At 73.7% G+C, this 21285-nt stretch carries 17 protein-coding genes; 10 read left to right on the top strand and 7 right to left on the bottom strand.

The genetic code is table 11. The features are described from left to right. Positions 1 to 163: 163 nt before the first annotated feature. Positions 164 to 370 (bottom strand): hypothetical protein, encoded by a 207-nt coding sequence (locus ACIGO8_RS24120; RefSeq protein WP_399734233.1) that lies wholly within the window; start codon positions 368 to 370, stop codon positions 164 to 166. Positions 371 to 469: 99 nt separating this feature from the next. On the opposite strand from ACIGO8_RS24120, the gene ACIGO8_RS24115 reads away from it, so the two are divergent. The 4 genes from ACIGO8_RS24115 to ACIGO8_RS24100 all read left to right on the top strand — a co-directional run bounded on the left by ACIGO8_RS24115 (position 470) and on the right by ACIGO8_RS24100 (position 5427). After that, entirely contained in the window at positions 470 to 1678 is a 1209-nt protein-coding gene (locus ACIGO8_RS24115) for a bifunctional adenosylcobinamide kinase/adenosylcobinamide-phosphate guanylyltransferase (RefSeq protein ID WP_399734230.1), read from the top strand. 68 nt (positions 1679 to 1746) lie between these two features. Then, positions 1747 to 2847 (top strand): nicotinate-nucleotide--dimethylbenzimidazole phosphoribosyltransferase, encoded by a 1101-nt coding sequence (gene cobT, locus ACIGO8_RS24110; RefSeq protein WP_399734227.1) that lies wholly within the window; start codon positions 1747 to 1749, stop codon positions 2845 to 2847. Positions 2848 to 2947: 100 nt separating this feature from the next. Further along, on the top strand, positions 2948 to 4708 hold the full coding sequence (locus ACIGO8_RS24105; protein WP_399734224.1) for a phosphatidylglycerol lysyltransferase domain-containing protein: 1761 nt from the start codon (positions 2948 to 2950) through the stop codon (positions 4706 to 4708). Continuing rightward, positions 4705 to 5427 carry a hypothetical protein gene (locus ACIGO8_RS24100; protein ID WP_399734222.1) on the top strand — a complete coding sequence of 241 codons (723 nt, stop codon included), beginning with the start codon at positions 4705 to 4707 and terminating at the stop codon, positions 5425 to 5427. Before ACIGO8_RS24105 ends, ACIGO8_RS24100 begins: the two co-directional genes overlap by 4 nt. On the opposite strand, the gene ACIGO8_RS24095 is transcribed toward ACIGO8_RS24100, so the two are convergent. Beyond that, positions 5367 to 6134, bottom strand: a complete 768-nt coding sequence (locus ACIGO8_RS24095; RefSeq protein ID WP_399734219.1) for a hypothetical protein — start codon at positions 6132 to 6134, stop codon at positions 5367 to 5369. The two genes, ACIGO8_RS24100 and ACIGO8_RS24095, sit on opposite strands and share 61 nt — an antisense overlap. 86 nt (positions 6135 to 6220) lie before the next feature. On the opposite strand from ACIGO8_RS24095, the gene cobS reads away from it, so the two are divergent. Then, a complete protein-coding gene (cobS, locus tag ACIGO8_RS24090) occupies positions 6221 to 6985 on the top strand; it encodes an adenosylcobinamide-GDP ribazoletransferase (protein WP_399734216.1) in 765 nt (254 codons plus the stop codon). 158 nt (positions 6986 to 7143) lie between these two features. After that, positions 7144 to 8358: a hypothetical protein gene (locus ACIGO8_RS24085; RefSeq protein ID WP_399734213.1), complete on the top strand. Its 1215-nt coding sequence runs from the start codon at positions 7144 to 7146 to the stop codon at positions 8356 to 8358. 61 nt (positions 8359 to 8419) lie between these two features. Here the strand turns inward: ACIGO8_RS24085 and ACIGO8_RS24080 are convergent, their stop codons facing one another. The 5 genes from ACIGO8_RS24080 to ACIGO8_RS24060 are packed head-to-tail and all read right to left on the bottom strand — an operon-like array spanning position 8420 to position 15050. Beyond that, a complete protein-coding gene (locus tag ACIGO8_RS24080; protein ID WP_399734210.1) occupies positions 8420 to 9226 on the bottom strand; it encodes an endo alpha-1,4 polygalactosaminidase in 807 nt (268 codons plus the stop codon). Further along, positions 9223 to 9840: a spherulation-specific family 4 protein gene (locus tag ACIGO8_RS24075; protein WP_399734208.1), complete on the bottom strand. Its 618-nt coding sequence runs from the start codon at positions 9838 to 9840 to the stop codon at positions 9223 to 9225. Before ACIGO8_RS24075 ends, ACIGO8_RS24080 begins: the two co-directional genes overlap by 4 nt. A gap of 10 nt (positions 9841 to 9850) precedes the next feature. Further along, entirely contained in the window at positions 9851 to 11308 is a 1458-nt protein-coding gene (locus ACIGO8_RS24070; RefSeq protein ID WP_399734205.1) for a hypothetical protein, read from the bottom strand. Beyond that, positions 11305 to 12882 (bottom strand): GT4 family glycosyltransferase PelF, encoded by a 1578-nt coding sequence (pelF, locus tag ACIGO8_RS24065; RefSeq protein WP_399734202.1) that lies wholly within the window; start codon positions 12880 to 12882, stop codon positions 11305 to 11307. Before pelF ends, ACIGO8_RS24070 begins: the two co-directional genes overlap by 4 nt. Before the next feature lie 38 nt (positions 12883 to 12920). Then, positions 12921 to 15050, bottom strand: a complete 2130-nt coding sequence (locus ACIGO8_RS24060) for a hypothetical protein (RefSeq protein WP_399734200.1) — start codon at positions 15048 to 15050, stop codon at positions 12921 to 12923. Positions 15051 to 15354: 304 nt separating this feature from the next. Between ACIGO8_RS24060 and ACIGO8_RS24055 the strand changes: the two genes are divergently transcribed. The 4 genes from ACIGO8_RS24055 (at position 15355) to ACIGO8_RS24040 (ending at position 21125) form a co-directional block, all read left to right on the top strand. Then, positions 15355 to 16863 (top strand): leucyl aminopeptidase, encoded by a 1509-nt coding sequence (locus tag ACIGO8_RS24055; RefSeq protein WP_399734197.1) that lies wholly within the window; start codon positions 15355 to 15357, stop codon positions 16861 to 16863. A 295-nt stretch (positions 16864 to 17158) separates the two neighbouring features. Then, a complete protein-coding gene (lpdA, locus tag ACIGO8_RS24050) occupies positions 17159 to 18547 on the top strand; it encodes a dihydrolipoyl dehydrogenase (protein WP_399734194.1) in 1389 nt (462 codons plus the stop codon). Between the two features lie 62 nt (positions 18548 to 18609). Continuing rightward, on the top strand, positions 18610 to 20394 hold the full coding sequence (gene sucB / locus ACIGO8_RS24045) for a 2-oxoglutarate dehydrogenase, E2 component, dihydrolipoamide succinyltransferase (RefSeq protein ID WP_399734191.1): 1785 nt from the start codon (positions 18610 to 18612) through the stop codon (positions 20392 to 20394). 107 nt (positions 20395 to 20501) lie between these two features. After that, positions 20502 to 21125, top strand: a complete 624-nt coding sequence (locus tag ACIGO8_RS24040) for a GntR family transcriptional regulator (protein ID WP_399734188.1) — start codon at positions 20502 to 20504, stop codon at positions 21123 to 21125. Positions 21126 to 21285: the final 160 nt, after the last annotated feature.

The following is a 21285-nucleotide window of genomic DNA, read 5'->3' as shown; positions in this document are numbered from 1 at the left end:
TGCGGGTCAAGGCGCGGGAGCCTAGGCCCGGCAAGGGGCGCCGTCCGTTGTGCCCACCCGTTCCGCCCCAGCGGAACGAATGCCCACAACGAGGGGGCAGCGCGCGCAGGCCCAGGGGGCAAGGCCCCCCGGGCGCGGGCGCGGCACCCGAGGGCCGGGCGGTTTAGCCCTCCGCGTCGAGGGGCATCGGGCCGTAGATCTTCGTGCCGTCCTCCGACAGCGTCACCTGCTCCGCGCCGCCGTCCAGCAGGCTCTTCCAGTGCTCACCGATCCAGGACTCGGCGTCGCCCTGGGTGGTGAACTCCTCGGGCGTCACCGAGGGCGTGACCTCGGTGCCGTCGGACTTCTCGAACCGCCACGTCCATGCCATGTCCGCCTCCTGAGGCTTCTGGGCTCACCGGATGATCGGTTTCCTGCCCGCAGCGTAGCCGGGCGCGCACCCCTCGCGGTGACGCGGGAGGATCTAGGGGTGGAACTGACTCTGCTCGGCACCGGCGCGCCTCTCGGACTCCCTCGGCCCGGCTGCCCCTGCGCCGTGTGCGCGTTGTCCCGTGGGGAGCGGGCGCGGGCGGCGACGTCGCTGCTCGTGGACGGGGCCCTGCTGCTCGATCTGACGCCGGGCGCCGCGCTGGCGGCCGCCCGGTCGGGGCATTCGCTGGTGGGCGTACGGCAGGTGCTGCTGACGCATCCGCACGACGGGCCGGCGGTGGAGGTGCCGGCCGGGCTGCCGGCGGCGGGCCGGGTGCCGGACGGGCGGGAGCTGACGCTGATCAGCGGGCACACGGTACGGGCGGTGTCGATGGACTCGCCGGGCACGGGCTACGAGGTGACGTCCGCCGACGGCGCGCGGCTGCTGTATCTGCCGCCGGGCGGCGCGCCGGCCGGGCTGACGGACGAGCACCGCCGGCACACCCCGTACGACATGGTGGTCGCGGACGTGACGGGCCGCCCGGACGGGCTCGCCCGGCTGCGGGCGACGGGTGCGATCGGCCCGGGCACGGACGTGGTGGCGGTGCACGTGGACCACGACGTGCCGACGGGCGCCGAGCTGGACCGGCGGCTCGCGGCGGCCGGGGCGCGGGCGGTGCCGGACGGGACGACGCTGTACGTGGGCGAGTACCACGCGGTGCCGGAGGTGCCGCGCCGCACGCTGGTGACGGGCGGGGCGAGGTCGGGCAAGTCGGTGGAGGCGGAGCGGCGTCTGGAGACGTTCCCCGAGGTGCTGTACGTGGCGACGGGCGGCACGCGCGAGGGCGACCCGGAGTGGGACGCGCGGGTGGCGCTGCACCGGGACCGCCGGCCGCGTTCCTGGCGTACGGCGGAGACGACCGATCTCGTACCGCTGCTGCGTGAGGACGGGCCGGCGCTGTTGATCGACTGTCTGTCGCTGTGGCTGACGGACGCGATGGACCGGGTCGGCGCGTGGGACGACGAGACGTGGGCGAAGAACGGCCGGGAGGCGCTGGCGGAACGGGTGGCGGAGCTGGTGGCGGCGGTGCGGGAGACGCCGCGCACGCTGGTGGCGGTGACGAACGAGGTGGGTGCGGGCGTGGTGCCGGCGACGGCGTCGGGCCGGCGCTTCCGGGACGAGCTGGGCCGGCTGAACGCGCGGTTCGGGGACGAGTGCGAGCAGGTGCTGCTCGTGGTCGCGGGCCAGGCGCTGCTGCTGCGCGGGTAGGGTGCGATCGATCCTCGGATCCACGCGGGTGACCCACGACCGAATTGACGTCCTAGGCGGAACGAACCTTGAACCTCGACGACTTCTCCGATCTGATCGAGCGCCCCGACGGCGGGATACGGCGTGACGCCGAGGAGCGCAGGCAGCGGCTGAACGTCCGGCCCGGTGCGCTGGGCCGGCTCGACGAGCTGGGCGAGTGGCTGGCCGCGGCCCAGGGCTCGGTGCCGGTGCGGCCGGTGGAGCAGCCGAAGGTGGTGCTGTTCGCGGGCGACCACGGGGTGGCCTCGCTGGACGTGTCGGGGCGGGCCGCGGGCACGGCGTACGAGCTGGTGCGCGCGGTGCTCGAGGGCGCCAGCCCGGTGGCGGTGCTCGCGCGGGCGCAGCAGGTGCCGGTGCGGGTGGTGGACGCGGGTCTGGACTGCGATCCGGAGCTGCTGCCGGCGGAGGTGACGCGGCGCCGGGTGCGGCGCGGCTCGGGCCGGATCGACGTCGAGGACGCGCTGAGCGCGCAGGAGACCCGGGCGGCGCTCGAGCTGGGCATCGCGGTGGCCGACGAGGAGGCCGATTCCGGCACGGACCTGGTGGTGCTCGGCGATCTGAGCGTGGGCGGTACGACTCCGGCGTCGACGCTGATCGCGGCGCTGTGCGGGACGGACGCCTCGGTGGTGACGGGGCGCGGCGGGGCCGGGATCGACGATCTGGCGTGGATGCGCAAGTGCGCGGCGATCCGGGACGCGCTGCGCCGGGCCCGGCCGGTGCTCGGTGACCAGCTGGAGCTGCTCGGGGCGGTCGGCGGTGCGGATCTGGCGGCGATGACCGGGTTCCTGCTGCAGGCGTCGGTGCGGCGGCTGCCGGTGCTGCTGGACGGTGTGGTGGGCGCGGCCTGTGCGCTGGTGGCGCAGCGGGCGGCGTTCCGGGCGCCGGACTGGTGGCTGGCGGGTCAGGTGAGCGGGGAGCCGGCGCAGGCGAAGGCGCTGGACCGGATGGCGCTCAACCCTCTGCTCGACCACGGCGTCACTGTGGGCGAGGGAACCGGGGCGCTGCTCGCCCTTCCGCTCGTCCGGGCCGCCGCGGCGCTGGCCGCGGAGCTGCCGGAGGCGGCTTCGGTGCCGGAGGCGGCCGGTCCGGACGCCGCCGCGACGGACGCCGCGGACGACGCGCGGGGCTGAGCCGGCGGATCACGGCGACGGGCGCGGCCGGCCCGCCACGCGGGCCCGGTCGCTTCCGCCGCCCGGTCATGCGGAGTGGTGCCCCATATGATCGCTTTTCATGGGAGAGGTCCGTTTGTCCACCGAAGGAGCGCCGCAGGGCTCGGCCCGGTCGCGGCGCAGTGCCGCGTTCGCCGTCTGGTATCTGCGGGTCGTCACGTTCATCAACTTCCTGAGCGCCGTGTGGGTGTCGTTCGGGCAGGACCTGCGCCGGCACAACGAGGACGACTACTTCACCCCGTACATGCTCACGGCGGGCTTCGCGTCGGGCGTCTTCACGCTCTTCCTGGCGATCACCATGCGCCGGCGCAAGCGGGCGGCGTGGATCCTGAACGTCGTGCTCAGCGGCCTCTTCCTGCTGCTGTTCGCGCTGGTGATGATCTTCCCGGAGATCCGCCGGCACGCCCAGAACTGGGTCTCGCTGACGCTGACGGCCGCGTTCTTCGTCGCGCTGCTGCTGGGCCGCAAGGAGTTCTACGCGAAGGGTGACCGCTCCAACCCGCTGGCGGCGACCGTCGTCGCGGTCGGCGGTCTGCTCGTCACCTCGCTGCTCGCGGCCGCCCTGGTCACGGTCACCAACCAGGCGACCGGCCACTCCACCTTCCTCGAGCGGTGGAGGTACGGCGTGATGCGGCTGATCACGCTCGCCTCGGACGACGCGCGCTTCTCCGGGATCGCCACCCCGGGCTGGGTGGACGTCGTCATCAACGTGATGTCCACGCTGCTGCTGTTCGCCGTGCTGTTCGCCGCCTTCCGCGCGCGGCGGGCCGTCGACCCGCTCACCGAGGAGGACGAGGACCGGCTGCGGGCACTGCTCGACAAGCAGGGCGAGCGGGACTCGCTCGGCTACTTCGCGCTGCGCCGCGAGAAGAGCGTGATCTGGTCGCCGAGCGAGAAGGCGGCCATCGCCTACCGGGTGGTCGGCGGTGTCTCGCTCGCCTCCGGCGACCCGATCGGCGACCCGGAGGCCTGGCCCGGCGCGATCGAGCCGTGGCTGGCCGAGGCCCGCGAGCACGGCTGGATCCCGGCGGTGATGGGCGCGAGCGAGGAGGCCGGCACCATCTACGCCCGGCACGGGCTCGACGCCCTGGAGCTGGGCGACGAGGCGATCGTGGACACCGACGAGTTCACCCTGGACGGGCGGGCCATGCGCACGGTCCGGCAGGCCTTCAACCGGGTCAAGCGGGCCGGTTACGAGGTCCGCATCCGGCGCCACGAGGAGATCCCGGCCGACGAGATGGACGAGCTGCTGCGCAAGGCCGACGACTGGCGTGACGGGGCCACCGAGCGCGGCTTCTCGATGGCGCTCGGCCGGCTCGGCGACCCGCGCGACGGCAGGTGCGTGATGCTGGAGTGCACCGACGAGAAGGGCGAGCTGCGGGCGCTGCTCTCCTTCGTGCCGTGGGGGCCGAAGGGGCTGTCGCTGGACCTGATGCGCCGGGACCGGGAGGCCGAGAACGGCCTGATGGAGTTCATGGTCATCGAACTCCTCCAGCGCGCCAAGGAGATCGGGATCACTCAGGTCTCGCTCAACTTCGCCATGTTCCGGTCCGTCTTCGAACGCGGCTCGAAGCTCGGGGCGGGACCCGTGCTGCGGATGTGGCGTTCGCTGCTCAGCTTCTTCTCCCGCTGGTGGCAGATCGAGTCGCTGTACCGCGCCAACGCCAAGTACCGACCGATCTGGGAGCCCCGATTCATGCTCTTCGAGAAGAGCGCCGACCTGCTGCGCATCGGCCTGGCCGCCGGCCGCGCCGAGGGCTTCCTGGAGGCCCCGGGCCTGCCCAAGTGGCTGCACCGCAAGCATCTGGAGGGCCGGCGTTGAGCGGGACCCTGAAGGGGTTCGCGCGCCGCGAGTGGGGCCCGCTGTACGGCACCGTGCGCACGGGGCTCGTCACCCGGCGGTGGCGCGCGGTCCCGATGACGCTGGCGGCGGTCTGCCTCACCTCGGTGTTCCAGATCGTGCAGAACCAGGACTGGGGCTATCAGCCGGTGCAGGACATCGGCTCGGTGCGGGCCGTGGACCCGCTGGGCCTGGCCCTGCTCCGTACACCGCTCTCCCTCTTCGTCCCGGCGCTCGACCTGCCGGTGTGGGGCGCGCTCGCGCAGGTGCTTCTGGTGTTCGGGATCGCGGAGATCTGCCTGGGCCGGTGGCGGACGCTGGTCCTCGCGTACGTGGCGACGCTCGCCGGCACGCTCTACGCCCGGGTCGCCATCGCCCTCGGCCCCGACAACCCGCTCGGGCTGCCCGCCGCCGACGCGCAGGTCGTGGACACCGGCCCGTCGGCGGCGGTGGTCGGCCTCGCCGTGTACCTGTGCTGGCGCTACCGGGCCCGCTGGACCGGCGCCCTGGTGGTCGTCGCGATGGTCGTCGAGGTGATGATCAAGAACAATCTGGCCGGCAAGGAGCACCTGGCCGCGATCGCCGCCGTGCTCCTGATCCTCTGCGTGCAGGAGCGCCGCGAGCGGCGCCGCCGCCGGGCTCAGCGCGAGGAGGAGCCGCGTCCGGGCACGCGTTCCTGGAAGCCGCCGATCAGGTCCTGAGCCTTCCGGCGCACCCGGGACCAGCGCTGGTCGTGCCGGTAGGTGCGGATACGGGCCCGGGCGCGGGCCCGGTGGCGCCGGGCGTAGAGGTGCCGGGCCCACCAGGAGCCGGGGCGGGCCAGGCGGACGGCGCCGACGACCGCGACGAACGGGATCAGGGTGCCGATGACGGCCATCCGGAACTTGCCCTTCACCAAGGTGACGAGGACGAGCAGGAAGTTCAGGGCGAGGGTCAGGATGAAGCCGACCCGGTCCGTCCGCTCCTCGGTCGTCATGTCGTTGACGCCCAGCGGCGAGAAGCCGGCCAGCGCGAGCAGGACGAGGGCGGCGGTGAGGACGACCACCTCGACGCTCTTGCGGCCGTCCTCCGACCAGTAGACGTCGTCGAGGTGGAGGATCAGCGCGAACTCGTCGAGCACGAGCCCGGCGCCGACCCCGAAGACGACGGCGAAGACGGCCGCCCCGACGCCGTGCCGGCCGCTGCTGACCGCCCCGAAGCCGCCGAGGATCGTGAGGACGACGCCCGGCACCACATGGTGGATGTGCAGACCGCCGGCGGCGGAGACGTTACGGAAGGGACCCTTGCCGGCCCGGATCATCCGGACGACGGTGCGGGTGGCCAGGAAGGTCACCACGAACGACGCGAGGGCGAGGAACAGCGGGAGCTTCCCGGGTTCGACGATGTTGCGCGAGAACCAGTGACCCATGCCACCCTCTGTCGATTCGTCAGTTCTGCGCCCTATGGGCCTTATGGCCAATCTAGCCTCCGAGGCGGGGCACTACCCTTCCGCGGATGGACGGCCTGCGTTTCGCCTTCGGCACCCTCACCGTGCTCCCCGCCCGCATCACCCGCTGGGACCGCGACGCCGCCCGCGCCGGGATGCTCTGCGCCCCGCTCGCGGGCCTCGTCGTCGGCCTGTTCGCGGCCGCGGTCGGCGGAGTGCTCCTGCTGCTCGGCTCGGGCCCGCTGCTCGCCGCCGTCCTCACCGTCGCCGTCCCGGCCCTGCTGACCCGCGGCCTCCACCTCGACGGCCTCGCGGACACCGCCGACGGCCTCGGCAGCGCGAAGCCGGCCGAGGACGCGCTGCGCATCATGAAGCGGTCCGACATCGGGCCGTTCGGCGTGATCGCGCTGGTGCTCGTCCTGTTCGCCCAGGTCGCCGCGTTGTACGAGCTGTACGGCGAGGGCTGGGCGCACGGCACGGTCGCCGCGGCGCTCGCCGCGACGGTGGCCCGCCTCGCCCTCACCCACGCCTCCCGCCACGGCGTCCCGGCCGCCCGGCCCGAGGGCCTCGGCGCGGTCGTCGCCGCCACGGTCCCGGTCCGCGCCGCCGCCCTGGCCTGCTGCCTGGTCCTGGTCCTCGCCGCCGCCGCCGGCGCGCTCTTCTCCGCGTACGACGCCCTGCGCCACCTGCTGGCCGCGCTCGCCGCGCTCGGCGTGGCGGAGCTGCTGCTGCGGCGGTGCGTGCGGCGCTTCGGCGGGGTGACGGGCGATGTGTTCGGGGCGGTGGAGGAGACCGCCGCGACGGTGGCGCTGGTGGCGCTGACCCTGGGCTGACGAGGGCCGCCCCTGGGCTGACGAGCTGGCTGCCGGGCGCGTGGCGGGTGGGCCGACGAGCGCCGGCGGGTGGGCCGACGAGCGGTCGGCCGGAGCGGTGACCAAGCCGTGACCAGCTCGGAGGGCAACCTTCCGGTCCGCCGCCGGGTCATGTGGGCATGATCAGACGCCTTGCCCGTACCGGCGCGGTGCTCGCCGCCGCGTCGCTGCTCCTCACCGCCTGCTCCGGCGGCGGAAACGATTCCGCGCCGAAGGCCGCGCCCACCCGGCACCCGGTCTTCGACCAGAAGCTCGACCGCCAGATGTTCCTGGCCCTGCGTCAGTCGCAGAAGGCGGGCAGCGCGAGCTTCACCCAGACGCTGACCCTGACGACGCGGAAGGGCAAGGCCGTCCAGACACTCCAGGGACGCCTCGACTTCGCGAGGAACACCGGCGACGCGACCGTCCGCTGGAAGGTGCCGGAGCAGTACTCCGACGCCGCCAAGGACCTGCTCCTCGGCCGGGCTCCGGGCCGGAGCAACGCCGACGCCCTCGGGCGCTTCCTGGTCGACGGGCAGCACATCACCTACCGGGCCGGCTCGGCGGACTACTGGCTGCGCTACGCGGGCGGCGACTACGACGCGAGCCGGCGGACGCTCGACAAGCTGCGCGGCACGGAGGCCGCCGTCGGCGGCACCCTCCTGGAGGCGCTCGGCGGCGCCGAGGCCACGAGCCGCCAGGGCGGCAACTACCAGGCGAACGTGCCCCTCGACCCCGTCTGGAACATGCTTCCCGGCGAGCTCTCCGAACAGCTCACCAGCGAGTCGTACACGCCCGGCGTCTCGCGGACCAAGAGGGTGCCGCTGACCGCCTCGCTCGACGACCAGGGCCGCTTCACCCGGGTGCGCGCCGACCTGTCCGGCATGCTCGCCAAGAAGGGCGGCTTCTTCGCCGGCGCCACCTCCCTGACGGTCGACCTCGAACTGAGCGGATACGGCCGCTCGAAGCCCGACACGCGCGCCGACGGCCAGATCCTCGACGCCGCCGGGACGGTGCGCCTGATCCACCAGGTGAAGCCGGGCCACTGCGTCGACTTCAGCACCGGCCAGCGCGACATCGAACTCGTCGCGGACATCCCGTGCGCCAAGCCCCACGACGGCCGGGTCTTCGCCCAGACGACCTTCGGCGGCCACGCCTATCCCGGCCGCTCCGCCGCCAAGGCGCAGGCGACCGAGAGCTGCCGGGGTGTCTTCGACCGGGTCCCGGGCGCCTGGACCGCCGAGTCGGACGAGAAGCGCTCCTACTGGTACATGTGGAGCTCGGAGTACGACTGGCAGCAGGACCGCAAGGGCCGCGCCACCTGTTACGTCGTCACCGCCCGCGGCCAGGCCTAGGAAGCGGAAGCCCGAACGGGAACGGGCCCAGGCGCAGGATCGGCAGCGGCAGCCGGCGTGCCTAGCAGGGCTTCCGCCACGCGCCCAGGTCCTCCTTCTTCAGCATGGAGCTGAGGCCGAGGCGACGTGCCTCGGGGCAGAAGGCGTCCGTCGCCGGCGCGTACTCGACGTGGAAGACCGCCTTGCCCGCCCGCACGAACGGCGTCAGCCGCTCGCACTCCTCGTACTGCGCGCACTGCTCGTCGACCGCGAAGTCGAAGTCCGGGAGCAGCTCGGGAATCTGGTCCAGGTCGTTCTTCAGGCCCACCGACAGGCCGCGCTCGTGGGCGAGGCGGGCGACCAGGCGGTTGTAGCGGAGCTGGTCGGCGGCGGTGAGCGGGAAGCCCGTCTCGTTCGCGTAGCCGTCCATGTTGTCGGGCTCGACGGCGTCGAAGCCCTTGGCGCGGCACATGTCGAGGCGGGCGGCCATCAGCGGGGCGAGGAGGTCGGTGCGGCGGATGTCGAGCCAGCGTTCGCCGGGCCAGCCGTTGCCCTTGCCGAGGAGGGCCGCCGGGAACTTCCGGGCGTCCGGGCGGAATTCCTCCCAGGCGCCGGTGGACAGGTAGCAGATCACCTTGCGGCCGCGACGGTGCAGGTCGGCGACGGTGGCGGCCGGGTGGTCGAAGCCGTCGATGTCGTAGACGGGCACGTCCACGGTCGGGTCGAGGCGGCCGCTGAGCTGCCACTGCCAGGCCACGCCGGGCTTCGGCCGCCAGCGGTCCACGGGAGCCCGGTCCACGGGAGCCCGGTCGCCGGGCGGCGGCGCCGTCGTCGTGCAGGCCGCGAGCAGCAGCAGGAGGACGGCGGTGAAGGGAAGGAGTCGTCTCACCGGGACGGCTCCAGGGTGTGCGGCAGCGTGCCCCACGGATGCGCGCCGGTGCCCGGGACCGCGCAGTGGACCGGCGTCGCCGGGCGGACGCCGGCCGGGGCCGCGTAGACCAGGTGGCAGTAGTGGTCGGCGACCGGGAGGTCGAGGCCGCGGTAGGAGTCCCAGGGTCCCTCGAAGGTGACGAGGAGGTCGGCGAGGGCCTCGTAGCCGGGCGCCGGGTGGGCGCCGTGGTTGAAGACCAGGGTCCGCGCCCCGGCGGCCCGCGCGGAGACGGTCAGCCGGCGATAGTGCGGCAGCGCGGCCGGGTCGGTGGGCACCTGGTCGAGGAACGCGCCGTCGGCCGCGTACCAGTCGCGGTGGCGTACGAGATCGCCGACGACCTCGACGTGCGGACGGCGGCCGTAGTCGGTGTCCGCGTAGCCGAGGACCCGCACGCCCGCGGCCCGCAGCCGGGCGGCGACCTCGGCGAACGCCGGGTCGGGCGCCGGGCCCGCGCCGCTCGCCGGGTTGAGGACGACGCCGTAGAGGGCGGGGGCCGCGGCGACGACGGCGGCCCAGTCCTCGGGGCGGTCGGCGGGATGCTCGTAGAACGGCACCAGGAGGGAGGAGTTCACAGTCCGGCCTCTAGAAGCGGTGGGCGGTCGGTCGTACCAGCAGAACACGGGTCAGCACCGCGAGCACGGCCGCCGCGGCGCCCGCCGCGAGCGGCGCCGCCGCGGGCGCGAACGCCTCGGCGAGGGCCTGGGCGAGGGCGGCGAGCAGGCAGCCGACGGCCGCGCCCGCCACCGCGCCGTACGCCTGGAGCAGCAGCCCCAGCCACAGCACGGCACCGACGAGGAGCAGCGTGCCGGTCCGCGGGACGGTGAGGGCGGCGGCGCCGGGCCACAGCAGCGCCGCCGTGACGGTGAGCGCGAGCAGCGCGGCGAGGTAGCCGCCGAGGCAGCGGGCGAGGGCGCCGGTGACGGCGCGCCGGAACTCGTAGGCCGTGGTGAGCAGTCGCAGCCGGGTCAGTCCCGCGGCGCGGAAGCGGTGGAGCAGCCATTCGGCGGGGCCCATGGAGAGGGTCAGCGCGATGACGGCGTCGGGGCCGGCGCGCAGCACGAGCAGGCCGCTGCCGAGGCCGAACAGGCCGTACGGCAGCGAGGCCGTGAACGGCGGTCCGCCGCGGCGCCGACGCCACCCGAGGCGACGCGGGCTTCCGGGTGCGCCGCGACCGCCAGGTCCGCCAGGTCCGCCGAGGCCGCCGAGGCCGGGCCGCAGCGCGAGCGCGGCGCAGGCGCCGGTGGCGGTGAGCGCGAGCAGGAGCAGCGCGCTCCGGAGCGGCTCGGGCAGGTCGTGGCGGAAGGCGGGGACGGCGCCGGCGAGCGGCAGCAGCGCGGCGAGCAGGGCGCGTTCGCGGCCGAGGACGAGCAGGACGGTGGCCGCGCCCAGGTAGAGGGCCTGCCCGGCGCCGAACAGGGCGGCGGGCGCTTCTTCCGGCCGGGCGGCGGCGAACGCGACGGTGGCCCCGGCGAGGGCGCCCGTCGGGGCGCCGGCGAGCAGGGCCCGGGCGGCGGCGCGGCGGTCGCCGAGGCCGAGCCAGGTGTACGCGCGGTGGGCGAGGACCTGGTTCCACACCCAGCCGGTGACGGCCCCGGCGAGCAGCGGCACGCTCCCGGGCGGCAGCCCGTGGCGTCCGGCGCCGGCGGCGAGCAGCGGCGCGCCGAGCACGTACGCGAGCCCGGGCAGCGCGAAGACGAGACCGCGCAGCAGGCATCCGGCGAGTCCGCTGTGCCAGGGCTCCGCGGCCGGCGCCTCGGGCGCGGGATGCCGGCGCTCGGTGCGGGCGTACAGGTCCTCGGCGAGCGCGAAGGAGTCGGCCCGGCCGTAGGTGAGCCGGATGTGGTCGTCGGTCATCCCGTCCGACTCGAGGATCGCCGCTATCTCGTCGGGATGCACGGCGACGGCGACGAGCGGGCCGAGCCGGCCGGCGAGGTCGTCGACCGGGTCGGCGGGAAGGGCCGTGGTGACCCGTTGGCGGGGAATCGGCGGGAGGGAGTCGGTGCGGGTGGTGGGCGGTTTCAGCCAGAGGGAGGCGCTCATGACGGGGCGCCTCCGCCGACGAGTGCGGCATCCCCGGGATCGGTGCGCCAGGCGTCCGTGCGCCAGGGATCGGTGCGCCAGGGATCGGTGCGCCAGGGATCGGTGACGCGGGCCGTCCAGTCGGCGGCGTCGGGGGCCGGCGGGCAGTGGCGGCCGGCGAGTTCCAGATAGATGCGGCGGAAGCCGTCGACCGAGCGGTGGAGGGTGAAGCGGTCGACGACCCGCTCGCGGGCGCGGCGGGCGAGGTCGGCGCGGCGGGTGTCGTCGCGCAGGAGTGCGGTGACGGCGGCGGCCATGACGGCCGGTTCGCGGGGCGGGACGACGAGGCCGGTGTCGCCGACGGCCTCGCGGACGCCGCCGACGTCGGTGGAGACGGTGGCCCGGCCGCAGGACATGGCCTCGATGAGGGAGAAGGGGAAGCCCTCGCTGATGGAGGAGAGCATCACGACGTTGCCGGCGGCGTAGGCCCCGGCGACGTCGGAGGTGCGGCCCTCGAAGGTGACGCCGTCGGCGACGCCCAGTTCGGCGGCGAGCTTCTCCAGCCGGGTCCGGTAGTCCTCGTTGCCGGCCGGGACCGGGCCGAACAACCGCAGCCGCAGTTCGGGGAGTTCGGCGCGGCAGATGGCGTACGCGCGGACGAGGGTCTCCAGGTCCTTGATCGGGTCCACGCGGCCGACCCAGCTGAGGGTGGGCGTCTCCGGCTCGGGTCCGGCCCACGGGAAGGCGGCCGGGTCGACGCCGTTGTAGACGGTGCGGATGCGCTCGGCGGGTGCGCCGCCGCGCTCCTCCCAGCGCCGGTTGTAGTGGTTGCAGGGCGTGATGAGGTCGGCCTTGCGGTAGCCGAGGGAGTTGAGCTCCCGGTAGAAGGCGAGCAGGAGCGCCTTGACGGGGAAGCGCTGGGGCTCGGTGCGGTAGCCGAGGTAGCGCTCGCGCAGGTAGATGCCGTGTTCGGTGAGCAGGAAGGGCATCCCTTCGAAGTGCTGGGCGGCGAGCGCCGGCAGCGTGGCGAGTCCGCTGGAGACGGCGTGCGCGACGCGGCCGTCGGGTATCCGGGCGGCGAGCGGGCGCAGGGCGTGTTCGAGCAGGTCGGTGGCGGTGAGGGCGTCGTGGACGGTGGGCCGGGCCGCGGCCGTCGGCAGGTGCGGCATGGTCCAGATCCACATGAGGGAGCGCAGCACCCGCTCGGTCCGCAGGGCGGCGGTGAGCCGGCCGGCGCGGGCGAGCGCGGCGAGGGCGAGGAGGCCTTCGCCGAAGTCGCAGCCCGCGGCGGGGTCGAGGATCGCGAGCAGGAAACGTTCCCAGGTGTCGAGGAAGCGGCGGCCGTCGCGGCCGCGCGGGGCCGCCCTGGCCCGCTCCGGGGCCGGGCCCCAGAGCGGGAAGGAGGTGTGGGCGGTGAGGTTCGGCGGCAGTTCCCAGGTGACGGGTTCGCGGCCGCTGCCGGTGAGCGCGAGGACCTGGAAGTCGACCTCGGGCATACCGCGGATCAGCTGGTCGCACCAGGTGCTGACGCCGCCGTGGACGTGCGGGTAGGTGCCTTCGGTGAGCATGGTGACGTGACGGCCACTGCTCGGCATGTGCGGTTCCCCCCGGAGCGCGTGGAACGGACGGCGGGTCAGGTGGTGGGAGCGGTCGGCAGCGTGAGCGTGATGCCGCTCTGCAGCGCTTCGGGCGCGGTCCAGGCGGACCGGGTGCCCGCGTACGGCGTGCCGAAGGCCGCGCTGCCGAGGAGGAGTTGTTTGCGGGTGCCCTCGGGGGCGGTGAGCGGGACGCTGACGCCGGCGGGTGCCTTGACGGTGACGGTGGAGCCGACGCGGTAGGCGGTCACCTGGCCGGCGGCGAGCGCCTGCTCCCAGGCGGTGCGGCGGGCGAGCTCGGTGCCGACGTCCTTCTGGCGCGGGTTGACCAGCGGGGTGTTGGCGGCGTAGAGGGCGCGGTAGTCGGCGAGGACGGCGTCGAGGACGGGATAGAGCAGGCGTTCCTCGGCGAGGTTGGACTGGTGGACGTAGTGCGGGCGCGGGTCGTTGGCGAGCACGTGGGCCAGGGCGGTGCGGGCCTCGCGGGGCACGATGTGGCCGGCCCAGCCGGTGGCGGTGTCGAGCGGGGCGGGCAGGCAGGTGGAGGCCGGGTCGTTCTCGCAGATGCCGCTGCCGCCGTCGGCGCGGGAGGTGTAGATCCAGTTGTACTCGTCGGTCATCTCGGCGGCGGTGCCCACGTTGTAGTACACGTTCATCGGGTGGCGGGGCACGGTCCGCGCGGGATCGTAGCCGGTGCCGACGGAACGCTGGCCGGGTTCCCGGGAGTTGTCGCTGGCGGTCCATTTCACGCCGTTGTCGGCGAGGGCGGCGGCCAGGTTGGGGTTGTCGACGGGCTGCTGGGGCAAGGTCTTGAGGCCGGAGTGCTCTCCGGTGACGAGTTCGCCGCGGTCGACCGCGATGCCCTTGGCGGCGGCCCACTCCACGTTGTCGCGGATCTGGGCGGAGATCTCGGCGCGGCTGGTCCACCTCGTCGCGCCGGTGGCGTCCTTGGCGCAGCTCCAGGGGACGGTCGCGGTGTCCTGGACGCATCCGAGGAAGGGATGGGTGTAGGTGTGGTTGATCCACCGGTACTGGGCGCGGTCGGCGATCAGCCGGGCGGCGAGCGGGTCGGTGCCGCCGTGTTCGGTCTTCCACTGCTCGCCCTGGCCGCCGTTGTAGACCAGGTCGAGGAGGAGGCCGGAGGACTTCTGCCAGGCGGCGGCGTACGCGGCGTCGGCGGCGGTCATCCGGATGGGCGGCGTGGCCGTCGCGTCGCCGTCCGGGCCGGCGCAGTCGAGGTCGCCGGGCGTGCAGTTGCGCGCCGTGTCCCAGCGGGCGTCGGGCGCGAACACGTCGTCGACGTGGACGGAGAGGTAGTTGCGGCTCTGGCCGAGGTGGACGCCCTGGGTGAGCCATTCGACGATGCCGCGGGCGAGCGCGCGGAACTGCCGCTGGTACGGGTTGTAGGCGAAGGTGACGACGAGTTCGCGCCGGCCGTCGTGGGCGTACTCGCCGATCAGGCTGATCCGGCCGCCGTCGGCGGCGGGCAGGTCGAGGTAGCTGGTGTAGCCGGCCCGGGGCCGGCCCGCGTAGCCGTAGCTCTCGGAGACGTCCGGGTCGTTGTCCTCGAAGGTCAGCGGCCCGCGCAGGTCGCGGAAGGGCCCGGCCTGCCCGGCGGGCGTGACGGAGGCGCGGGCGCCGTCGAGGACGCCCGACCAGCCGCCGTCGGAGGTGTAGTCGAGGCCGACGCCCGGGTGGGCCCAGGTGGAGGCGTCGACCTGCGGGATGCCGAAGCGCGTCTCGTACGCGACGAGGGCGGCCTGCTCGGCGGAGTCCGGGCCGAAGACGGCCTCGTGCGGCAGCACGACGCCCTGGTACTTCGCGCGGGGCCGGCCGCCGGCCGTGTCGCTGAGGAAGGCGGCGGTGAGGACGGGGCGGCCCGCGTCGTTCAGGTCGAGCGTGCGGTACGGGACGCCCGAGCCCTTCAGCTCGGCGGTGATCGCCTCGACCGCGCTGCCGCCGTCGTCGACGACGAGCACGGTCAGGTCGACCCGTGGCGCCGGGTCGGCGGCGCCCGCTTGCGCGGACGGCACGACGGTGGCGAGCAGCCCGGCGGCGGCGAGCGCGGCGAGCCGGGGCGCGCGCATGGCGGCGTGGTGGCCGCGCGCGGGGCGGGCGCCGGCGCCGGCCGGGGTGGTTCCGGGCGTGCGGAGGTGGCCGGATTCCATCGGTGGGTGTCCCCCCTCGGCAGGTCCGCCGGGCGGGCGGGACCTGTGGAGATGTCGCAGCTGGGGCGAGGGACGGCGGGCCGTCCTCGCGCGATTGAGGCGAGTGTGAATCGGAGCCGCCCGGCCCGGGACGTAAACCCGAAGGAGACACCACGGACGAGTGAATCAACGCCGCCGTGAGCGATAGCGGTGAGCGAGCGTAGGCTCATTACCGGCGCTCATCGGGCCGAAATACGATGCGGCGGGCACGGTCGGCCCATCCCTCGACCGCCACAGCTCTCAATGGAAGCGAGATTTCACCACCGTGACTGCTCTCACTCTCAGCACCGCCGGCGCGGCGACGCTGCGCGCCGACGTCGTCGTGGTCGGCGTCGCGAAGTCCGGCAAGGCGCTCGTCGTCGCCCCGGGTGCCGAAGCCGTCGACCAGGCCTTCGACGGACGGCTCGCCACCGTCCTGGAGACGCTGGGCGCCTCCGGCGCCGAGGGTGAGGCGACCAAGCTGCCCTCCCCCGCCGGCCTCAAGGCTCCCGTCGTCCTGGCCGTCGGCCTGGGCTCCGCCCCCGAGGACGGCGAGGCGTTCGGCACCGAGGCGCTGCGCCGCGCCGCCGGCACCGCCGCCCGCGCGCTGACCGGCTCGAAGAAGGCCGCCTTCGCGCTGCCGATCGCCTCTCCCGAGGACGCCGGCGCCGTCGCCGAGGGCGCGCTGCTCGGCGCGTACGCCTACACCGCGTACCAGGAGAACGGCCAGGGCGGGAAGAAGCCGCTGGCCGAGGTCGCCCTGCTCGGCGCCAAGCCCCGCGACAAGGCCCACAAGGCCGCCGCGGAGCGCGCGATCGCCGTCGCCGAGGAGATCAACCGCGCCCGCGACCTGATCAACCAGCCGCCGAACGACCTGACGCCGGCCGCGTTCGCCGCCGCCGCCCAGGCCGCCGGCAAGGAGCACGGCCTCAAGGTCCAGGTGCTCGACGAGAAGGCGCTCGCCAAGGGCGGCTACGGCGGCATCCTGGGCGTCGGCAACGGTTCCGTGAACCCGCCGCGCCTGGTCCGCATCGCCTACACCCACCCGAAGGCGGAGAAGACCCTCGCCCTGGTCGGCAAGGGCATCACCTACGACTCGGGCGGCATCTCCCTGAAGCCGGCCGGCCACAACGAGACGATGAAGTGCGACATGAGCGGCGCGGCCGCCGTGTTCTCCACCGTCGTGGCCGCCGCCCGCCTGGGCCTCGCCGTCAACGTCACCGGCTGGCTGGCGCTCGCCGAGAACATGCCGTCCGGCTCCGCCACCCGCCCCGGCGACGTGCTGCGCATGTACAGCGGCAAGACCGTCGAGGTCCTCAACACCGACGCCGAGGGCCGGCTCGTCCTCGCGGACGCGCTCACCAAGGCGTCGGAGGAGAACCCGGACGCGATCGTCGACGTGGCCACCCTGACCGGTGCCATGGTCCTGGCGCTCGGCAACCGCACCTTCGGCATCATGGCCAACGACGACGACTACCGCACCGCGATCCACGAGATCGCCGAGGAGGTCGGCGAGCAGTCCTGGCCGATGCCGCTGCCGGCGGACCTGCGCAAGGGCATGGACTCCCCGACCGCCGACATCGCGAACATGGGCGAGCGGATGGGCGGCGGCCTGGTGGCCGGCCTGTTCCTGCAGGAGTTCGTGGGCGAGGGCATCACCTGGGCCCACCTGGACATCGCGGGCCCGGCCTTCCACGAGGGCGCCCCGTACGGCTACACCCCCAAGGGCGGCACCGGCTCCTCGGTGCGGACCCTGGTGCGCCTGGCCGAGCTGACGGCCGACGGCGAGATCTGAGCCCTCCCTTCGTGAGGCTCGGCCCGCTCGCGGGCGGACGGCCCCCAGGTCCTGGACCCGGGGGCCGTTCGCCTGCGACGAAATCCGTAGGTTCGCACGCCTGCGTTACCCGGCCGTACGGACGATCGGCCGTCTCAGACCGCGGCCCCGCGTCCCGCCGCCCGGCAACAAGTGCGAAGATGGGTTCTCGGCAGGACAGGGCCCCCACCACAGGGCCGAAGAAAATGCGGCCGGAACCAGCCGCCGCCCCGTCACCGAAGACGGGCGACGAGCGCACATGCATGGAGGACGTGACGTGGCGAACGACGCCAGCACCGTTTTCGACCTAGTGATCCTCGGCGGCGGTAGCGGCGGTTACGCCGCGGCGCTGCGCGGAGCGCAGCTGGGCCTGGACGTCGCACTGATCGAGAAGAACAAGCTCGGCGGCACCTGCCTGCACAACGGCTGCATCCCGACGAAGGCCCTGCTCCACGCCGGCGAGGTCGCCGACCAGGCGCGCGAGGCGGAGCAGTTCGGTGTCAAGGCCTCCTTCGAGGGCATCGACATCAAGGCCGTGCACAAGTACAAGGACGACGTGATCTCGGGCCTCTACAAGGGTCTGCAGGGTCTCGTCGCCTCCCGCAAGGTGACGTACATCGAGGGCACCGGCCACCTGTCCTCCCCGACCTCCGTCGACGTGGACGGCCGCCGCGTCGAGGGCCGTCACGTCCTCCTCGCCACCGGTTCCGTGCCGAAGTCCCTGCCCGGCCTGGAGATCGACGGCAACCGGATCATCTCCTCGGACCACGCCCTGACGCTGGACCGGGTCCCGGAGTCCGCGATCATCCTCGGCGGCGGCGTCATCGGCGTCGAGTTCGCCTCGGCGTGGAAGTCCTTCGGCACCGACGTCACCGTCATCGAGGGCCTGAAGCACCTCGTGCCGGTCGAGGACGAGAACAGCTCCAAGCTGCTGGAGCGTGCCTTCCGCAAGCGTGGCATCAAGTTCAACCTGGGCACCTTCTTCCAGTCGGCCGAGTACACCGAGAACGGCGTCAAGGTCACCCTCGCCGACGGCAAGACCTTCGAGGCCGAGGTGCTGCTCGTCGCCATCGGCCGCGGCCCGGTGTCGGCCGGTCTCGGTTACGAGGAGCAGGGCGTCGCGATGGACCGCGGCTACGTCCTGGTCGACGAGTACATGCGGACGAACGTGCCGACGATCTCCGCGGTCGGTGACCTGGTCCCGACCCTCCAGCTCGCGCACGTCGGCTTCGCCGAGGGCATCCTGGTGGCGGAGCGGCTGGCCGGTCTGAAGCCGGTCCCGGTCGACTACGACGGTGTGCCGCGGGTGACGTACTGCCACCCGGAGGTCGCCTCGGTCGGCATCACCGAGGCCAAGGCCAAGGAGATCTACGGCGCGGACAAGGTCGTCGCCCTGAAGTACAACCTCGCGGGCAACGGCAAGAGCAAGATCCTCAAGACCTCGGGCGAGATCAAGCTCGTCCAGGTCAAGGACGGTGCCGTGGTCGGCGTCCACATGGTCGGTGACCGCATGGGCGAGCAGGTCGGCGAGGCGCAGCTGATCTACAACTGGGAGGCGCTGCCGGCCGAGGTCGCGCAGCTCATCCACGCCCACCCGACGCAGAACGAGGCGCTCGGCGAGGCCCACCTGGCCCTGGCCGGCAAGCCTCTGCACTCCCACGACTGACGCTCACGTCATCCACGGGCGCGACGACCACTTTCCGCAATCTGTTAGGAGCAACTGAAACCATGTCGGTTTCCGTAACCCTGCCGGCGCTCGGCGAGAGCGTCACCGAGGGCACCGTCACCCGCTGGCTCAAGGCCGAGGGCGAGCGTGTCGAGGCCGACGAGCCGCTGCTCGAGGTCTCGACCGACAAGGTCGACACCGAGATCCCCGCTCCCGCCTCGGGCATCCTGGCCTCCATCAAGGTCGCCGAGGACGAGACGGTCGAGGTCGGCGCCGAGCTCGCCGTCATCGACGACGGCACCGGCGCCCCGGCCGCCGCTCCGGCCCCGGCCGCCGAGGCCGCTCCGGCCCCCGCCGCCGAGGCGCCCGCCGCCCCGGCCCCGGCCCCGCAGGCCACCCCCTCCACCGAGGCCCAGGAGCCGGCTCCGGCCCCGACGGCCGAGGCGGCCGCCGGCGGCGGTTCCGCCGAGGGCACCGACGTCGTCCTGCCGGCGCTCGGCGAGTCCGTCACCGAGGGCACCGTGACCCGCTGGCTGAAGTCGGTCGGCGAGACCGTCGAGGCCGACGAGCCGCTGCTCGAGGTCTCCACGGACAAGGTCGACACCGAGATCCCGGCCCCGGCCTCCGGTGTGCTGCTCGAGATCGTCGTCGGCGAGGACGAGACCGCCGAGGTCGGCGCCAAGCTGGCCGTCATCGGTGCCGCGGGTGCCGCTCCGGCCGCCGCCCCGGCCCCGGCCGCTCCGGCCCCCGCCGCCGCTCCGGCCCCGGCCCCGGCCCCCGCCCCGGCTCCGGCTCCCGCCCCGGCGGCTCCGGCCGCTCCGGCGCCCGCGCCGGCCGCCCCGGTGGCCGCTCCCGCTCCGGTGACCCCGGCTCCGGCCGCGGCCGCCCCGGCCCCCGCCGCCGCACAGCCGGCGGAGGACGGCGCCTACGTGACCCCGCTCGTCCGCAAGCTCGCCACCGAGAACGGTGTCGACCTGGCGTCGGTCAAGGGCACGGGCGTCGGCGGCCGCATCCGCAAGCAGGACGTCCTCGCCGCCGCCGAGGCGAAGAAGGCCGCCCCGGTCCCGGCCGCCGCGGCCGCTCCGGCCGCCGCCGCGCCGAAGGCCCCGGCCCTCGAGGTGTCCCCGCTGCGCGGTCAGACCGTCAAGATGACCCGCATGCGCAAGGTCATCGGCGACAACATGATGAAGGCGCTGCACGGCCAGGCCCAGCTGTCCTCGGTCGTCGAGGTCGACATCACCAAGCTGATGAAGCTGCGCGCCCGCGCCAAGGACGCGTTCGCGGCCCGTGAGGGCGTCAAGCTGTCCCCGATGCCGTTCTTCGTGAAGGCGGCGGCCCAGGCGCTGAAGGCCCACCCGGTCATCAACGCCCGGATCAACGAGGACGAGGGCACCATCACGTACTTCGACTCGGAGAACATCGGCATCGCCGTGGACTCCGAGAAGGGTCTGATGACGCCGGTCATCAAGGGTGCGGGCGACCTGAACATCGCCGGCATCTCCAAGGCCACGGCCGAGCTGGCCGGCAAGGTCCGCGCCAGCAAGATCACGCCGGACGAGCTGTCCGGTGCGACCTTCACCATCAGCAACACCGGTTCGCGCGGTGCGCTGTTCGACACGATCATCGTGCCGCCGAACCAGGTCGCCATCCTGGGCATCGGTGCCACGGTCAAGCGTCCGGCCGTCATCGAGACCGCCGAGGGCACCGTCATCGGCGTCCGCGACATGACCTACCTGACGCTGTCCTACGACCACCGTCTGGTGGACGGCGCCGACGCCGCCCGCTACCTGACGGCCGTCAAGGCGATCCTGGAGGCCGGCGAGTTCGAGGTCGACCTCGGCCTGTAAGGCAACGTAACGAGCCTCACCTGCGGCGCCCCCGCCCGGATGTGTTTCCGGGCGGGGGCGCCGCCGTATTGTCTAAGTGTCTAGTGACTCCCGAAGGAGCGGCCTTCATGACCATGCCCGTCGTCCATTCGCTGCGCGAGCAGATCCGCGAGCACATCGTGGAGGGCATCGTCAGCGGTCGCTGGAAGCCGGGCGAGCGCATCGTGGAACGGCGGATCGCGACGGAGCTGGAGGTCTCGCAGACCCCGGTCCGGGAGGCGCTGCGCGAGCTGGAGTCGCTGCGGCTGATCGAGTCGGCGCCCAACAAGGGCGTCCGGGTGCGCAATCTGACGGCGGCGGACCTGGAGGAGAGCTATCCCGTACGGGCCGGTCTGGAGCAGATCGCGGCGGAGCTGGCGGCGGGCCGGCTGGCGGCGGACTGCTCGGCCCTGGAGCCGCACGTGGCGGCCCTGTACGAGGCCGACGCGGCCTCGGACGGCACGGCGCAGGTGCGGCACACGGTGGCCTTCCACCGGGAGCTGGTGAAGGCGGCGGGCAACGGCGTGCTGCTGCACACCTGGGAGGGCCTGGGCATCGAGGTGTTCACGGCGCTGTCGATCCGCTGGCTGGGCACCGTGCAGAAGTCGTACGCGGAGGAGCACCAGGAGCTGGTGGAGGCGTTCCGCCGGGCGGATCCGAACATCGGGGCGCTGGTGAAGGCGCATGTGCTGGGGTGCGCGCCGAGGGCGTGATCCGGCCACGTACAGTCCTGAGCGGGTCCGCTGCGGCGGGCCCGCTCGTTTGTGCGAGGGGCGCCTCAGACTAGCCGCGACCTGGGAAAACAAGGCACCGGGTGCCCATTTCCGCGGCACCCTGTGCCGACTTTGCTGCTCCGGGCATCTTTTTCCCGCC

This window comes from Streptomyces sp. NPDC053493 (assembly GCF_044544825.1).
Lineage (GTDB): Bacteria > Actinomycetota > Actinomycetes > Streptomycetales > Streptomycetaceae > Streptomyces.
This window is presented reverse-complemented; position numbering and strand designations above follow the sequence as displayed.

Excerpts from the sequence above, each read along its gene's own strand:
- ACIGO8_RS24105 (WP_399734224.1), top strand. The coding sequence starts at position 2,948 with ATGGGAGAGGTCCGTTTGTCCACCGAAGGAGCGCCGCAGGGCTCGGCC.
- ACIGO8_RS24120 (WP_399734233.1), bottom strand. The coding sequence starts at position 370 with ATGGCATGGACGTGGCGGTTCGAGAAGTCCGACGGCACCGAGGTCACG.
- pelF (WP_399734202.1), bottom strand. The coding sequence starts at position 12,882 with ATGCCGAGCAGTGGCCGTCACGTCACCATGCTCACCGAAGGCACCTAC.
- ACIGO8_RS24040 (WP_399734188.1), top strand. The coding sequence starts at position 20,502 with ATGACCATGCCCGTCGTCCATTCGCTGCGCGAGCAGATCCGCGAGCAC.
- ACIGO8_RS24070 (WP_399734205.1), bottom strand. The coding sequence starts at position 11,308 with ATGAGCGCCTCCCTCTGGCTGAAACCGCCCACCACCCGCACCGACTCC.
- ACIGO8_RS24095 (WP_399734219.1), bottom strand. The coding sequence starts at position 6,134 with ATGGGTCACTGGTTCTCGCGCAACATCGTCGAACCCGGGAAGCTCCCG.
- sucB (WP_399734191.1), top strand. The coding sequence starts at position 18,610 with ATGTCGGTTTCCGTAACCCTGCCGGCGCTCGGCGAGAGCGTCACCGAG.
- ACIGO8_RS24060 (WP_399734200.1), bottom strand. The coding sequence starts at position 15,050 with ATGGAATCCGGCCACCTCCGCACGCCCGGAACCACCCCGGCCGGCGCC.
- ACIGO8_RS24085 (WP_399734213.1), top strand. The coding sequence starts at position 7,144 with ATGATCAGACGCCTTGCCCGTACCGGCGCGGTGCTCGCCGCCGCGTCG.
- cobS (WP_399734216.1), top strand. The coding sequence starts at position 6,221 with ATGGACGGCCTGCGTTTCGCCTTCGGCACCCTCACCGTGCTCCCCGCC.